Origin of the sequence: Microcoleus anatoxicus (genome assembly GCF_042465725.1) — a bacterium.
Taxonomy (GTDB): domain Bacteria; phylum Cyanobacteriota; class Cyanobacteriia; order Cyanobacteriales; family Microcoleaceae; genus Microcoleus; species Microcoleus anatoxicus.
Genome location: NZ_CP120853.1, coordinates 852016 through 866907, shown reverse-complemented (window position 1 = coordinate 866907; position 14892 = coordinate 852016). Strand labels below are relative to the sequence as shown.

Below are 14892 nucleotides of genomic sequence, written 5' to 3'. Positions count from 1 at the left end.
TAGCAACCAAATAAAATGACGCCCGCAAAAGTTTCCCCTAAGTACAAAAGCACTTCTAGAAAACCTGCGGGCGTCAAAATCAACCAAGCTTAAATCTTAGAACAGACCAAGAGTGAAAGATTTGTCGATGGGGAAAACAGCGCCAATACCCAACCACAGAGTGATTGCTGTTCCCAATAGGAAAACAGTAGTAGCCACAGGGCGACGGAACGGATTTTGAAACTTGTTAACGCCCTCGATGAACGGAATCAAAATCAAACCCACGGGAACGCCAGCCATGCAAGCAATACCCAACAATTTGTTAGGCAAAACGCGCAGGAGTTGGAACACTGGCCACAAATACCATTCCGGCAGAATTTCTAGCGGAGTAGCAAAAGGATTAGCAGGTTCCCCAACTAAAGCCGGGTCAAGCACAGCCAAACCGACGCACAGAGAAATTGTTCCCATGATTACTACAGGGAAAACATAGAGCAAGTCATTGGGCCAGGCTGGTTCGCCGTAATAGTTGTGGCCCATGCCCTTGGCGAGTTTAGCGCGGAGCGCTGGATCGCTCAAATCCGGTTTTTTGAGAATAGACATAACGACAGTGTTCTCCTTTTGGTTGTTGGCTGTAAATAAATATGATGAGCGATGAATTCTGAATTTTCAACTCAAAACTTAGCGGGGGGCAAAAAAAATATTGCCCCTCCAACTCAAAACTTACAACGGGCCTGAGATTCCTTGTTTGCGAATCATCAAGAAGTGAGCCAGCATGAATACTGCAATCAGCCAAGGCAACACAAATGTGTGCAAGCTGTAATAGCGGCTTAATGTGCCTTGACCGACGCTGACGCCGCCACGGAGTAACTCAACCATTAAAGAACCGACAAAGGGGATGGCTTCGGGAACGCCGGAAACGATTTTGACGGCCCAGTAACCAATTTGATCCCAAGGTAGCGAATAGCCGGTCACGCCGAAGGAGACGGTGATGACTGCCAAAATTACTCCTGTAACCCAGGTGAGTTCGCGGGGTTTTTTGAAGCCACCGGTCAGGTAAACGCGGAAGATGTGGAGAATCATCATCAGCACCATCATGCTGGCGGACCAGCGATGGATGGAACGAATCAGCCAACCAAAGCTGACTTCATTCATGATGTATTGGACGGATGAAAAAGCTTCTGCTACCGTGGGACGGTAATAGAACGTCATGGCGAAGCCGGTGGCAAACTGGATGATGAAACAAACCAGAGTGATTCCGCCCAAGCAGTAGAAGATATTGACGTGGGGGGGTACGTACTTGGTTGTGATGTCGTCGGCGAGCGCTTGAATTTCCAGGCGTTCGTCAAACCACTGGTAGGTTTTTGATTCGGTGATTTGTTTAGAAAACATGGAGCCAGAATTCCTAAAAGAATATTGCTGTGGTTGAGATTAAGGGCAGCAGCCACAAGGATTTTTGTCGCCCCGCGATCGCCAGTAAGCTTTTACTAGCAACTGACTTTGGCTATTTTTAAATTGGGAGCTGACTGAGGCACTCGATGGTGCGGTCGCTGTTAGCGCTGGGAAACGGAGCCCTAGCTTGCTCCCCTTTGCTGGCGTTGCCCGATCGAATTCCTGACTATGATAAAAAATGTAACATAATAGCCGTGCAGATTTCACGGAGCGATCGCTTTTGCTTGGGTCTCAAACACCATTTTTCCGAAGCTCCATATCTCCCCCAAGCTGGCATATCGCCATGAGCCTAGCTACACAATAGAATCTGATGCAGTGAGCGGACTCAGGTTTCTAAATTTTCATATTTTTGATAAAACTTCACTTAATCTGGGTTAAATGTCAACTTTAACTAATTTTTGGGGCGCGACTGTCACAGACCTGATGCTGTTTAGGACTTTGGCGAAAACCAGGTTGGTTCAGGTAATTAGTTGATTTGAGATTAAGGAAGAGAACGACAAACCGGCTTGTTTTGCGTTGAGGGCTTCCTGGACTGGCTGGATGACTTTTGCCTTCGGAGAGTTGAAGTTGAATGTGCAAAAGCTCAAAAACGTACAAACTTAAAATACAACAGATACCAATCTACTCATATTTTACGGAACAATGATGCACAGACGAGTTTTCCAGATCGCAATTTTACTTGTCCTCCAATGGGTTATGGTTTTGGGTTCTTGGGCCGAGCCGGCGATGGCGCTGACTGATGAACAGAAGCTATTGAACGAAGCTTGGCGAATTGTCAACCGCTCTTATGTGGACGATACCTTCAATCATCGCAACTGGAGGTCGATTCGCGAACAGACTATCAAGACCCCTCTGAGCGATCGAGAACAAACCTATACAGCGATTCAGGATATGCTGGCTAATCTGGATGACCCCTTCACTCGACTGCTGAAACCAGAACAGTACCGCAGTTTGCAGGTCAATACTTCTGGGGAACTGACTGGTGTGGGGCTACAAATTGCGATCGACCCCCAGACTAACACTCTGACAGTGATTGCTCCGATTGCCGGTTCACCAGCCGATAAAGCTGGTATCCAACCCCTCGATCGCATTTTGAAAATTGACGGCACTCCCACCTCAGAATTGAGTCTAGACGAAGCCGCCACTAAAATGCGCGGCCGCGCCGGCACTGCTGTCATCCTCACCTTGGGGCGCGAAGGTAGGGAATCTGCACAGGATATTGAGTTAGTGCGCGATCGCATTGCTCTCAATCCGGTATATGCCGAATTGCAGTCTGGGCCGGAAAATTTACCCGTGGGCTACATTCGCCTCAGTCAATTCAGCGCTAACGCCACTGCGGAAGTCAGTAATGCGATCGACCGACTCGAAAAACAAGGAGCCGCCGCCTACATTCTCGACCTGCGGAACAACCCAGGGGGACTGCTGCAAGCCGGGATTGAAATTGCCCGGTTGTGGATCGATTCCGGCACCATTGTCTACACAGTGAATCGACAAGGCGTTCTCGGCAGTTTTGATGCCTATGGACAGGCGCTAACAGGCGATCCCCTGATTGTTTTGGTAAACAAGGGAACTGCCAGTGCTAGCGAAATTTTGGCCGGTGCGCTGCAAGATAATGGCAGAGCTAAACTGGTGGGTGAAAAGACCTTTGGTAAAGGGCTGATTCAGTCGCTGTTTGATTTGTCAGATGGTTCGGGATTGGCTGTGACTGTGGCGAAATACCAGACGCCCAATCACACGGATATTCACAAAATGGGGATTGCGCCCGATCGGGTAGTACCTAGCGAGTCGATGACGCGGGATCAAATTGGCACTGAGAGCGACTTGCAATATCAAGCTGCACTCGAACTGCTGAAGCAAAAAACCGTAATGGCGAAGTCAGCTTGAAACCCAAGTTTTAAGTTTTGAGATAGTGGGACTGACCCCATCACAAGACTTACCCGCCTTTGAGTTGTTCGACGGACTGTCAACCGTCAACAATCACGGTCGAGTGCAACCGGAATCGAAATCTAGCAAGCAGACGGTTAGTTCATTCTCGATCGCTGAAGATATTTTTGTTACCTTCTTGCTTCTGCCCTCAGACTTCTTCCTTAAGGTTGTTGAGTTGGCTCCTCGGCCTCGGGTGCCTCCGATTCCTGCAAAATCACTGGTTGCTGCTGGGGGTCAACCCGATTGCTTTGCTCTTGCATCACTGTTTTAGCCAGACTGGGATCGAAGTAGCGATTAAAGTCCGATCGGGACTGATTCACTCTCTTTTCGGTAATATTGACTTCAGCTTGGATTTCCTGCAATTTTTCTTGTACTGCGCGGTAGTGAGGCCAAAGCTGTATCAAAGCAGAAGTTGCACACACTGAAAGTACCATGTTGACTGCTAACTTCACTCCTGCTTCCGCCGCCAGGGTTTGGTGAGGGTAAGAACGAGGGCTGCGACTGTTACCACGAGCAACGCGAGGGGAGTTTTTGACAGGACGCAGTGGGGTAACGGTAGGTTTAATCGCTTGCATAATTTTTTTTACAGATTTCTGATAGTGACGTTTTCAAGCTGCTAGTTCCAGAAAACTTTTAGTTGAATCCACACCTATCCTGGTTTGTCAAGGTGATACCAGCTAAAATTTTTGAGACAGAAGGACACCTGGGGACAGATTTTTGATATAAAAATCCCTGCCCTTGCAGTTTTGTCTTGGTGACAACAAACAATCTACTCCACTGTGGCAGCAATTGTCTGCACTCTCAAGATTTAACTGCTGAGGCAGGTACTTTGGCGATTCTCGCTAGTGTCTGTGAACTACTTGTACAGTTCAGTAGACAACCGGAAAGCCAAGATTCCTGGAATCAAAGCAATTACGAGGGCGACGTAGACTTGGGTATCTGTTAAAGACATATTGGCAAAACTCCTTTTCACGGACACGAGCTTTCACTAATTTCCGGCAAATTGGCGCTTTTGGGAATCACTTGTAACAACTCGAAATATAAAATACTGCCTGGACTTCTCAAGATGGAGCGCAGAATGAGGGCGATCGGGTGTCGCATAGTGGCCAGATTAGGTTAAGATAAGTGAAGGTGACACTAATTCTCGACAGAGCAGGTGATTGGCGCTGCGCTCTACCCTTGCAAATTTTAGGTGCAGAACATAGTTAATGCTAGACCAATTTATCGAATCTTCTCCCAATCTAGGAGTTGACACCTTTTTATTATTGTTAGTTTTGGTGGCTTTGGAGGCTGTGCTTTCGGCTGACAACGCGATCGCCCTGGCATCTATTTCTAAAGGTTTGGAAGAACCAAAGCAACAGCAACAGGCTCTCAATTTCGGTTTGATAATTGCTTTCGTACTGCGAATTTCACTGATTGTAACCGCTACTTGGGTGATCCAATACTGGCAGTTTGAACTCCTGGGTGCTCTGTACCTACTGTGGCTTGTTTGGCAGCACTTTTCGTCAGATGCTGACTCCGATGGAGAACATCACGGGCCCAGATTTGCGTCTGTGTGGCAAGCAATTCCCATGATTGCTTTTACGGATTTAGCATTTTCTTTGGATAGCGTCACTACTGCGATCGCAGTTTCCGATAACACTGTTATTGTTGTCACCGGCGCTACAATTGGCATTATTGCTCTGCGATTCATGGCTGGATTGTTCATCCGCTGGCTGGATGAATACGTTCACCTGGAAAGTGCAGGCTACATCACAGTTGGGTTCGTGGGCATGAGGTTGTTGGTGAAAGTAATTAATCCAGATTTAGTTCCTCCCCAATGGCTGGTAGTTTCATGTATTGCCTTGATGTTTGTGTGGGGTTTTTCTAAACGCACTCCAGAGTCGAAGGAGATTACAGAGTCCTTAGAATCAGCATTTAATCAGGACTCGGAAGAGCAAGTCAAGGAGCAGGAAGCACAGAAGTCGGAAATTTGAGATACTTTTATTTTAATATTGACTTTTGTTTCAACATACAATAGCTCGATCTTTTGGTTAAAGGTCGAGCTATTTTTTGTGTATAAATTCGCCCCGTGAATACCGAGATAGCCGACTGAAGTTGCATATATTTCGATCCCCCTCGCATCCCCACCCCCCCCTAGGGCGTGTTTTCAAACTACTCCTTAAGATTTAGATCCCCCTCGCATCCCCCTTCCCAAGGGGGACTTAAAGACTCTTTCCCCCCCCTTGGGAAGGGGGGCTGGGGGGGATCTTTGGGTTTGAAAACACGCCCTAGCCCCCCCACCCCCCCCCAGCCCCCCCCAAGGGGGGATGGGGGAAGGGGGACGAAAGAGAAGAATCTTGTCCCCCCTCCCACCAGGGGGGTTAGGGGGGATCAGATTCGGGAGCAGCCTCATAAAAAATTGGTATAAGGCGATCGGTAGAGCTCACAGCCAATGTTATTTCAAAGACATATTTAAATCACTCTATGTGTTACTCTCTAAAACAACTTTGAGGATTCAGCCTTCTTGTCCGGCCTTGTATCTTTAAGATCGAGAAAAAACCTATGTATCGATTCCAGATTATTGGACACACGCAAACTGGCGCATCCATCGGTATCGTCGGTTCTACTCCCGAATTAGGAATGTGGGATATCACCAAATGCCTACCCCTGAAAACCAGTGCCGATCGCTATCCTTTATGGTACACAGATATAGAAATTCAGCCGTCTCTCGATTTAGAGGAACGCCAGAAAATAGAATATAAGTACGTGTATATTGATGCCAACGGTATCGCAACATGGGAAGGATTCGGTTTTAATCGCTGGATACCGATCGACCCACACCACAAATCCAGCACCATCGTAGTAGACGATGGCACCTTTGGTTATTTGCAGCCTTATCCCTTCGGATACCTCGAAGAAGCAGAACCTGTTCTCCATCTCCCCTCAGACCAAAAATCCCCAGGCTTAAAAATCGCCGTGATTGGTAGTTCCGTCGCCAAGGGTCATAAAGCCTGGATGTTCAAAGGTTGGGCTTCCCAGTTGGCAGAGTCTTTGCACGAAAAATACGGACACCAACTCGTGAATTTGTCAGAAACCGGGGCAAATGTCAGCAAAACCATCGCCCGTTTTCCCTCCGTCGTCGCCCCAGAACAACCTGATGTAGTGATTATTGCCCTGTCCCTGGGTAACGAAGGGTTAGCCTACTGTCGCCCCCACGAACGACGGGGCGCGCAACGCAGGTTTGAAAGTGGTTTGCAGCAGTTGGTGAAAATGACGCGGGCACTGGGAGCACGGCCGATTCTGGGCGGGGTATATCCCCACGGCAATTATAACTCTGAACACTACTGGCTGCTGCGAGATACTCAGCAGCGGATGCTGAATTGGGGTGTTCCGGTGCTGGATTGGTTGGGAGTGTTGGATGATGGAGAGGGACGCTGGAAACAGGGGATATCCTTCGATCCTTCTCACCCAAACACCATCGGTCATAATCTGATGTATGAGGCGATCGATCTTAACTTGTTCGCGATCGACAAAGACGAATTGGTAAGAGAAAAACAATACTTTTCCCAACAGAAAACAGTTCCAGTTTTCCTTGACAATGTGGATTTTCAAGTCACTGCTTGTCTGGAAGAACAGAGTTTGCGGATCATCAATTCATCACCAAACAATTACACAATCGCTCCCTATTGGCAAGCAATCCAAACTGCATTGCAACGCCAAGCAGGATTAATACCGGGAATCTATATTGCCAAGAATGTCAAGTCAGGGACGCTTCCTTTCTTTGCAGTGCAGGAAAATGGGACGATCGAAACTACAGTAGAAATTCCCCCTGGCGCTGATGTGGAATACACTTCCGCTTTCAATCTTTTTGCACCGAACAACTCACAACTGTTGTTCTATGACGGGCATTTGGGGATTTTGAAATTAGACGATCGCCACCTTTGGATTATCAACGAATCAGACAAAGAATACAACATTCAACCGATGTGGAAGGAAGTTCGTCATGTACTGAAAGCTATGCCATCGGGTGTGTATGACGATCCGCTGAATCCCGACGCACCTTTTCGCACCATGATGATTGGCGACAACGGGCTCGAAAGCCGGGTGAAAGCACCGCCTAAGTCCGCTGTTTTGTTTCAATATAAATGTCAATTATCCGATATCAGCCGTGTGGCGATTTTGCCGCTTGGCGATCGGTGTGCGGTGCGGATGATGCTGTATAAAATGGAGTACGATGGCCCGGCTTTTCCCTTCGATTTGACGCGCACTACCAATATTGGAGATGTTGCTGATGCGATCGAAAACGGTTTTTATGATATGTGGAATCCGGGTTTTCTGCACTACAGTGCGGAAGCGGGCAGAATCTATCATAGCAAATGGTCTGGTCTTTCTTTTGCCCATGAAGTTGAAGATACAGACGATCCTGTTAATGATATGTCTCCGGTATACGAACGGATGCGCGAGCGATATACGGCACGTTCGGCGCGGTTTTGGTACGCTCTTAAACATTGCGACAAGGTGCTGTTTGTCCGCACTGGTATTGCCGATCGCAATGGGGCGATCGATCTAATCCATAAACTAGAATACAAATGTCAGGGGAAACCTTTTCAATTGCTGTTGCTTTCTCCCCAATCTTCCGATGAGTTTGCTGGTTTGGATTGTGTGCTGCATTATAATGTGGAGTTTAATCCCGATCGAATGTATGACGATTTGGGACACTGGATGTACTGTACGGATGTGATGCGAGGGATTTTGGAGTCGATCGGGGTTTCTAGTAAAAACCTGTTTTGGTGTCCGCCTAAGATACCGCAAAATAGGTAATATTGATTTCGGTGGGATCGGAATGATTAAACCGCGAAGACGCGAAGGACGCGAAGGAAAACCCCCCCCTACCCCCCCCAAGGGGGGAAAGAAGGAAATGCTGTTCTTTCTTCGCGCTCTTTGCGCCTTCGCGGTTCATTTAATCTTACTACCTAGTCGAACTGTCCAATGGTTAACTATCAACTGTCAACAAAAGAGTTTCATTATTGTCGGCTTGGTCACTTTTCCCATCGCATTTCTAGGTAATTCTTCAACTGTCAAAATTCGGGTTGGGACTTTATAAACTGCTAATTGTTCTTTTGCCCAACTCCTGAAAGATGCTAAGTTTAAGCTGGATTCCGATCGCAATACTAATGCCGCACAAACTCGTTCACCCCATTCTACATCCTCAACCCCAACTACCGCACATTCGTGAATCTCTGGATGCGATCGCAATACTTCCTCAATTTCTAAAGCTGAAACTTTATACCCTCCGGTTTTGATAATATCCACGCTCATCCTTCCGAGAATGCGATAATTGTTATTCTCAACTACGGCGAAATCTCCTGTACAAAACCAGCCATCTCGAAAAGTTTTCGCGGTTGCTTCGGGGTTTTGCCAATATTCCAGAAACACTCCGGGGCCTTTGACTTGAATTTCTCCTGGTGTTTCTGCTGTTACTACTTCTCCTTTTTCGTTGACTAATCGCACTTCCACACCAGGTAGAGGTTTTCCTACATATCCCGATGCTCGTTTACCGTGTAAAGGGTTGGATAAGGCCATGCCAATTTCTGTCATCCCATAACGTTCTAGCAGAAAATGACTGCTGATTTTTTGCCATTTTTCTAATACTTGAACTGGTAATGCTGCTGAACCTGAAACCATTAGGCGCATTTTTGCACAACTTTTCGATCTGCTTTTTTGGCGTTCTTCCGTAGCAGTTTCCCACGCAGCAATCAATTTTACATAAATCGTCGGTACTGCCATAAATAAGGTTAAATCACCATCACAAATGCGATTCCAAACTGTTTCGGCATCAAATTTGCTCAACATTTCGCACTCTGCGCCGGCCCATAAAGCACAGGTTAATACATTGACAATTCCGTGTATATGATGTAATGGGAGTACGTGGAGAATGCGATCGCTTGATGTCCATTCCCAAGCGTCGATTAAGCTGGTTACTTGAGCTTGAATATTTTGATGAGTGGTAACAACTCCTTTTGGTTTTCCTGTTGTACCGCTGGTGTAGAGAATTAAGGCGCGTCTGGTGATATCTATTTCTGGGAGAGGGCTAATCTGGGTGGGAAGGGTTTCGGAAGTGAGGATAAATCCTAGGTTGTGCGATCGGGCGATCGGACCCAACAAAGCTTCAAAATTGGGATGAGCAACAATAATTGATGCTCCAGAATTGGTGATAACATACTCTAATTCTGGTCGCGGGTGGGACACGCATAGAGGTACGGCGATCGCACCTGCGCGCCAAATTCCCCACAGGGTAGCGACATACTCAAATCCAGACGGAATTAGAAATGCAATTCGTTGTTCTTGTAAATCTGTCACATCCTGAAGCAATTTTGTTGCTATTTGGCTGGATGTGTGCAGTAAATCTGCATAGGTATATTTTTGTTCGTTGGTGGCGATCGCCCTGCGCGTTTTGTGTTCTAGAGCACGATTTATTAAGGGGAGATTCACGTTTTGAGTATTTATCTGAATCATGTCGGTAATCAGAAGTGCGATCGATCTCAGCATAACTGGAAAGTATCTCATCAAGATCGACTAGAGATGAAATGCTAATATTCTTCTAGCAGTAGAGGTTCCAAGGCAATCAGCAGTGTTGGAATATCTTCATTTGAGGTTTTCCAGACTTCATCTAGGTCGATATCATCATATCGATGAATCAAGTTATCCCGCATTCTGGCAATGAGTGACCAAGGAATTTCTGAATGTTGCGATCGCAATTCTGAAGAAATGCGTTTCACCGCTTCACCGATAATCAGAAGTTGAAACACGATCGCAGATTGCGTTTTATCATCATTGAGAAATGCACTTTTGTCCATGTTACCTTTATATTGCAGGACTTTTTGAGCAGAAGAGGCAATGTCTAGCAAGGAAGCGCGATCGCGATTATTTGACATAGATAGTTTGAGCCGTAGACAGAATTTCTTGACGGCGAATCCAGTTGGAACTGCGCTCGATCGCCCGTTTACTGATTAAATCAACTGGTCTGCTTAGCAATGCTTCGAGTTCTTCCTGCATTTGGGCGTGATCGAGTAGACCCCAGTTGGCTGTGGGGGCAAAAGCAACTAAGATATCGATGTCGCTGTCTGCATGAAAGTCGTCCCGAAGGATCGAACCAAAGAGGGAGAGTTCGATGATTTGCCAATGTTGGCACAATTTCGTAATTTGGTCAATTGGTAGGGCGATCGCGGTTTTCATTCAGCCTCCTTATTTGTAGGCTCAAGTTGGACTCCTTTTGCTTCCAATCGATAGCGTTCCTCGTCTACTTCTAATTTTAAAAGTTGCTGATGATTCTCACAGTAATCAATCGCTTCATAGATAGCAGACAGTGGTAAATCCCAATTTTCGGCTGCTTGTTCGGGTGACATTTGATTAGCAGTCATGTCTCGACAAATAGTCGATACCAGTAATTTACGCCCTTTAATATACAGTTGTTTGCGCCAAGCATGAGGACGTGCAACTAAATATTGCCAATTTTCGATTTCCGGTGTAGTTTGGAGCGATTGAACGATCGCACTTAGGAGAGAAAGGCGATCGCTGACTGAGAGTTGGCTGGCTTTTTCTTTAAGCTCTTGCAAGGACATATAAAAATACTCCAACAAAGGTTGGTATCTCAATTATAGTACATTTGATATCAAATGTACTATATTATAATTATGAATCCACCCCTAAAGCCTGTTGAATGGATTGCCAGTTCCCTCGATGACTTGAAAGACTTTCCTGAAGAAGTTCAGCAGGTCATAGGGTATGCCTTGTATCAAGCGCAATGTGGTAAGAAGCACCCAGACGCGAAGCCACTCAAAGGGTTCAAAGGTTCAGGAGTTCTGGAAGTTGTAGAAAACTTTGACGGAGACACTTACCGATCGGTTTACACGGTCAGATTTGAGGGGGCTGTGTATGTCTTGCACATCTTTCAGAAAAAATCTAAGCATGGAATTGCCACTCCCAAACAAGACATTGAACTGATTGAGGCGCGACTAAAACGAGCCAAACAGCATTATGAACAATACTACAAACAATCTCTAAAGGATGACAAAAATGAATGATGAAATTAAGGTGCGATCGAGTAGTGGGAATGTTTTTGCGGATATAGGGCTGCCAAATTCTTCAGAATTATTGATTAAAGCGGAACTTGTTCGCCAAATTAGTGAACTAATTACAGTGCGAAAATTGACCCAGATTGAAGCAGCAAAATGCCTGGGAATCGATCGGTCTAAAATCACTGATTTGCTGCGTGGAAAACTATATGAGTTTTCAATCGATCGCCTATTCCGGTTCTTAAATGCGCTGGGTAGTGATGTGGAGATTCGGGTAATTGCAAAACCTGAATCTGATTCTCAGGCTAAGACAAGGGTGGTTGCTATATGATGTCGTTTTACTGACAATTACTCGTAGCGTACCTTCTTAGATTTAATCACCTTACTTACATCATCGTGCCTTTGCCCCTCAATAATATCCTTGAGATGAATTTGCCCATTAATATACTGAACGTGGATACGCCAACCTGAGACTTTATCGAGATCAGCACGATAAATTGCCTGCTTCACACCCTTTACTTTGTGCAGTCTCGTTTTTGGAAAATTTCTGGTTCTGTGACATTCGTTGTCTTCAAGTTCTGCCAAAGCTTCCAGAAAACAAATCTTTAGCTCGTTATCTGGCAAAATCTTCATGGCTTCGTGAATAATGCCATATTCATCGCAGAGCGTAATAGTCAGTGCCATAAATAAGCTTACGAAATTTGGGCAGTTGCTAGATTGTGGTGAAGCATATCTTGATATAAAGACTCTGCTACACCCTGATATGCTTTATCGAGGTCATCGTGTTTAACTACTCGAAAAAGAGTAAAAATAACTTGCCCAAAAATTGGATCTTCGTCAACTGCCCAAATCACTCTTAATGTTCGAGAAACCGTTAGTGTGTACAGTGAAGATTCGTAACCATTAAGATTTGTCGGTAGGCGAAGGCGGCGCAGCTTACGATATAAATCAGCTTTTTGAGTTGGGAAGAGGCTAGCGCAATCGTTGATTTTTTGAATTGCTGTTGTTTTTTCATCTTCACTCAATTTAGCAAGATCGTTTTCAAAGCCTTTTGTTGACTCAATTAGAATATCCACGTTACAAACCGCCAGTCTGATTAAGTATATTATACTGTTGTTACCGTACTATCGCCTGTTCCGGTTCTTAAACGCGCTGGGTAGTGATGTGGAGATTCGGGCGATCGCAAAACCTGAATCTGATGCTCAGGCTAAGACAAGGGTGATCGCTATTTAGGTGCAATCCAGCCAGGGTTTGCAATCTGTTAGCCTACTCGCTACCGACAGCTAGATTCTGTATTTCTTCTTCTCAATGTAATCATCAATATTATTGAGCAGATGAGTTAGATATTTTACCAATTTATCTTTGTCATCAACTAACTTGCTCCAAGTTATTAGACTCTGACTCGAAGCATCACAAAATGAAACATTTCCATGTGCCAAATCGCATCGTATCTTAACCACAAAATTCAGAATATCATCTATTTCTTTACTCGGAACTCCTAAATTCCCAAAGAAACCATACATATCTATGAGTTCTGTGATAGTTTTAGCATCCAAATTTCCCGATATTGGAATATTAGATGGATCTAACGAAACCATCTCATCATCTAAAACAGATTTAATTAATTCCTGAAGATTGTCTGCTACAGTATCCTTTTTGATATATGAATCTCTAAAGCTTTTACTTCTATCGTTCAGCAACCATAATCTTTTTATTTTCGGACTTAAATCTTTATAAGTTAATTGATAAGTCAAAATAACATCATGAATTGCAGTTATACCATTTCTAATAGAAGATTCGACCAGATTGTATAATAGCAGGTAACAATGAGACTTCAATATTTTTTGGAGATCGCTATCAACAATATATTCACCTGATGGGAAAGTGATTGAGTTAGTAGAAAATGCACCAAGTTGTTCAATTCTATCTACTAACTCAAAATATTTCTGGATTTCTGCTACTCGCCTGTTAAATTCTTTGATGAAGTCTTTCATAGACTTTGACTTAAAAGTTTGTCTTTAACATAGTCAATTCTTTGTTTCATATTCTCAGGCTTGTGAGTTTGGTAGCGACCTATGGGAATCCGAAAATAATCTGTTTGATTACTTATTTCTGAATGATCCCATAAATTTTGAACAGTTAAATTAGGCTTTTGCTCAAGAGCTAAATGAGAACCTACTGAAATAGCTTCAAAGTAAGGGCGTGCAGTTGAATCAGAACCATGATTTCTCTTGAATCCACTTGGAAAAGTTTTCTGCACAAAATTCAACATCCTCTCAAAATCCGATAACTTCTTCTGCTTTTCCTCATTTGGGAAATGATTGTTTTTCAAAATAACATACTCATCAAGAAATCTAGCAACCCCTGTTCTTTCAAGATCGGCTTGATTGTTCTCGCCAGAGAGGTTAAATTCTGGATAGGTTTCAGAAAAAGCAAAGAATCTTAGAACGAGTTCAGCTTCCTCATTTCTATGTTGGAAATATCTACCAATTGGGCAAAGCTCAATGAGTTTTTTATTTGTAGCGCAATCAAAGATGAAGTCTGTAAAATCACCCCTATAAACACCTTTCCTTGTCTCCATAGGAGTTAAATCAAGGCTACTGGTGTTGATTCGATCGAACATATCATTTCTTACTTTCTCATCAGCTTTGTCTGAGAGAACTATCATTCTGAGGGGAGTGTTCTTAAACTTTCTTTGGCGTGATGGTGCGAGATTTTTAAAACAGGAACCATTTAGACAATTTAATATTCTTAGATTCTTCAATTGCAACTGGTTTGTCATGAAAGCTGCAAGAGTCCTAACCCTCTGAGATCCATCAACAATCTCTAGTCTTCCAGTTTCTTTAATTTCTGCGACAAAGAGCACGGGAATAGGCAGACCAAGAATAATGGATTCAATTAATCTAGATTGACGATTAATATCCCATACAAATTCTCTTTGATATTCAGGGACATAAATCTCACTGAAATCATCGTCATCTTTTTCTTGGTATTTACTAACTATGAATTCGATCGTGAATTCCCTAGTGTCGTAGTCAATTTCTTGCCTTCTTTCGTCAATTTGATCTTCCGCCAGAATTTGCTTTTCTGCCATAGTGATGATGTCTTGCTTAACTGCTTTAGACATAAGAACCTACTTCTTTATAACTTTGCTTAAATATCTGTAGCCACAATTAAAATATAGCAAGGTATGATTATTGCACAACCAAAATTTACAGTGATACAACTAAGGACTAGGGGCTACTGGGTTACCAGATCTCATGGATAGGAAGTCGGCTGAATTCTCATATATAATTCAGCAGGTTAGATAGATAATTAGACTGCATATTGAAGTCTAGTTATCTTAATATTGACATTGTACCGCATACGGTTTTTGTTTGTCAATCCCCACTGCCGATCGCACTTCAGTCAAAATTCACCCATTTATCAAAATTTAAATACTCATAAAAATCGAGTTCACCCTGGTATTGAAAAAGTTTCA

17 protein-coding genes are annotated in these 14892 nt (G+C 44.2%); 5 read left to right on the top strand and 12 right to left on the bottom strand.

Going from position 1 to position 14892, the window contains the following annotated elements:
* Positions 1 to 96: 96 nt before the first annotated feature.
* The gene (gene petD, locus P2A85_RS03690; RefSeq protein WP_340521813.1) at positions 97 to 579 is read right to left on the bottom strand and encodes a cytochrome b6-f complex subunit IV; all 483 of its coding nucleotides are present in this window, start codon (positions 577 to 579) and stop codon (positions 97 to 99) included.
* A 120-nt stretch (positions 580 to 699) separates the two neighbouring features.
* Positions 700 to 1368, bottom strand: coding sequence for a cytochrome b6 (petB, locus tag P2A85_RS03685; protein ID WP_371119317.1), 669 nt, complete (start codon positions 1366 to 1368; stop codon positions 700 to 702).
* 705 nt (positions 1369 to 2073) lie between these two features.
* On the opposite strand from petB, the gene ctpA reads away from it, so the two are divergent.
* Positions 2074 to 3312, top strand: a complete 1239-nt coding sequence (gene ctpA / locus P2A85_RS03680; protein ID WP_377481281.1) for a carboxyl-terminal processing protease CtpA — start codon at positions 2074 to 2076, stop codon at positions 3310 to 3312.
* Between the two features lie 203 nt (positions 3313 to 3515).
* On the opposite strand, the gene P2A85_RS03675 is transcribed toward ctpA, so the two are convergent.
* Together P2A85_RS03675 and psaM are read right to left on the bottom strand one after the other, a co-directional pair.
* Complete coding sequence (locus P2A85_RS03675; RefSeq protein ID WP_377477598.1) at positions 3516 to 3929, bottom strand: hypothetical protein; 414 nt, start codon at positions 3927 to 3929, stop codon at positions 3516 to 3518.
* Between the two features lie 281 nt (positions 3930 to 4210).
* Entirely contained in the window at positions 4211 to 4306 is a 96-nt protein-coding gene (gene psaM, locus P2A85_RS03670) for a photosystem I reaction center subunit XII (RefSeq protein ID WP_015174804.1), read from the bottom strand.
* A gap of 256 nt (positions 4307 to 4562) precedes the next feature.
* Between psaM and P2A85_RS03665 the strand changes: the two genes are divergently transcribed.
* Both P2A85_RS03665 and P2A85_RS03660 read left to right on the top strand, forming a co-directional pair.
* Positions 4563 to 5330 (top strand): TerC family protein, encoded by a 768-nt coding sequence (locus P2A85_RS03665; RefSeq protein WP_377477596.1) that lies wholly within the window; start codon positions 4563 to 4565, stop codon positions 5328 to 5330.
* A gap of 568 nt (positions 5331 to 5898) precedes the next feature.
* Positions 5899 to 8157 (top strand): DUF1796 family putative cysteine peptidase, encoded by a 2259-nt coding sequence (locus tag P2A85_RS03660; protein ID WP_377477594.1) that lies wholly within the window; start codon positions 5899 to 5901, stop codon positions 8155 to 8157.
* A gap of 186 nt (positions 8158 to 8343) precedes the next feature.
* Here the strand turns inward: P2A85_RS03660 and P2A85_RS03655 are convergent, their stop codons facing one another.
* The 4 genes from P2A85_RS03655 to P2A85_RS03640 are packed head-to-tail and all read right to left on the bottom strand — an operon-like array spanning position 8344 to position 10958.
* Positions 8344 to 9885, bottom strand: a complete 1542-nt coding sequence (locus tag P2A85_RS03655) for an acyl-CoA synthetase (RefSeq protein WP_377477591.1) — start codon at positions 9883 to 9885, stop codon at positions 8344 to 8346.
* A gap of 41 nt (positions 9886 to 9926) precedes the next feature.
* A complete protein-coding gene (locus tag P2A85_RS03650) occupies positions 9927 to 10271 on the bottom strand; it encodes a DUF86 domain-containing protein (protein ID WP_377477590.1) in 345 nt (114 codons plus the stop codon).
* Positions 10261 to 10572, bottom strand: coding sequence for a nucleotidyltransferase family protein (locus tag P2A85_RS03645; RefSeq protein ID WP_340524871.1), 312 nt, complete (start codon positions 10570 to 10572; stop codon positions 10261 to 10263). The genes P2A85_RS03650 and P2A85_RS03645 overlap by 11 nt, the downstream gene beginning before the upstream one ends.
* Complete coding sequence (locus P2A85_RS03640) at positions 10569 to 10958, bottom strand: hypothetical protein (protein ID WP_377477588.1); 390 nt, start codon at positions 10956 to 10958, stop codon at positions 10569 to 10571. The genes P2A85_RS03645 and P2A85_RS03640 overlap by 4 nt, the downstream gene beginning before the upstream one ends.
* 72 nt (positions 10959 to 11030) lie before the next feature.
* Here P2A85_RS03640 and P2A85_RS03635 point away from each other — a divergent pair, with 72 nt between their 5' ends.
* Positions 11031 to 11420, top strand: a complete 390-nt coding sequence (locus P2A85_RS03635) for a type II toxin-antitoxin system RelE/ParE family toxin (protein ID WP_377477586.1) — start codon at positions 11031 to 11033, stop codon at positions 11418 to 11420.
* Positions 11413 to 11742 (top strand): helix-turn-helix domain-containing protein, encoded by a 330-nt coding sequence (locus P2A85_RS03630; protein ID WP_377477584.1) that lies wholly within the window; start codon positions 11413 to 11415, stop codon positions 11740 to 11742. Before P2A85_RS03635 ends, P2A85_RS03630 begins: the two co-directional genes overlap by 8 nt.
* Before the next feature lie 17 nt (positions 11743 to 11759).
* Here the strand turns inward: P2A85_RS03630 and P2A85_RS03625 are convergent, their stop codons facing one another.
* The 4 genes from P2A85_RS03625 to P2A85_RS03610 form a co-directional block, all read right to left on the bottom strand.
* Positions 11760 to 12095, bottom strand: a complete 336-nt coding sequence (locus P2A85_RS03625; RefSeq protein WP_377477582.1) for a hypothetical protein — start codon at positions 12093 to 12095, stop codon at positions 11760 to 11762.
* Between the two features lie 8 nt (positions 12096 to 12103).
* Positions 12104 to 12487 (bottom strand): hypothetical protein, encoded by a 384-nt coding sequence (locus P2A85_RS03620; protein ID WP_377477581.1) that lies wholly within the window; start codon positions 12485 to 12487, stop codon positions 12104 to 12106.
* A 207-nt stretch (positions 12488 to 12694) separates the two neighbouring features.
* Entirely contained in the window at positions 12695 to 13405 is a 711-nt protein-coding gene (locus P2A85_RS03615) for an MAE_28990/MAE_18760 family HEPN-like nuclease (RefSeq protein ID WP_377477579.1), read from the bottom strand.
* Entirely contained in the window at positions 13402 to 14538 is a 1137-nt protein-coding gene (locus P2A85_RS03610) for a DUF262 domain-containing protein (RefSeq protein ID WP_377477577.1), read from the bottom strand. The genes P2A85_RS03615 and P2A85_RS03610 overlap by 4 nt, the downstream gene beginning before the upstream one ends.
* Between the last annotated feature and the right edge of the window lie 354 nt (positions 14539 to 14892).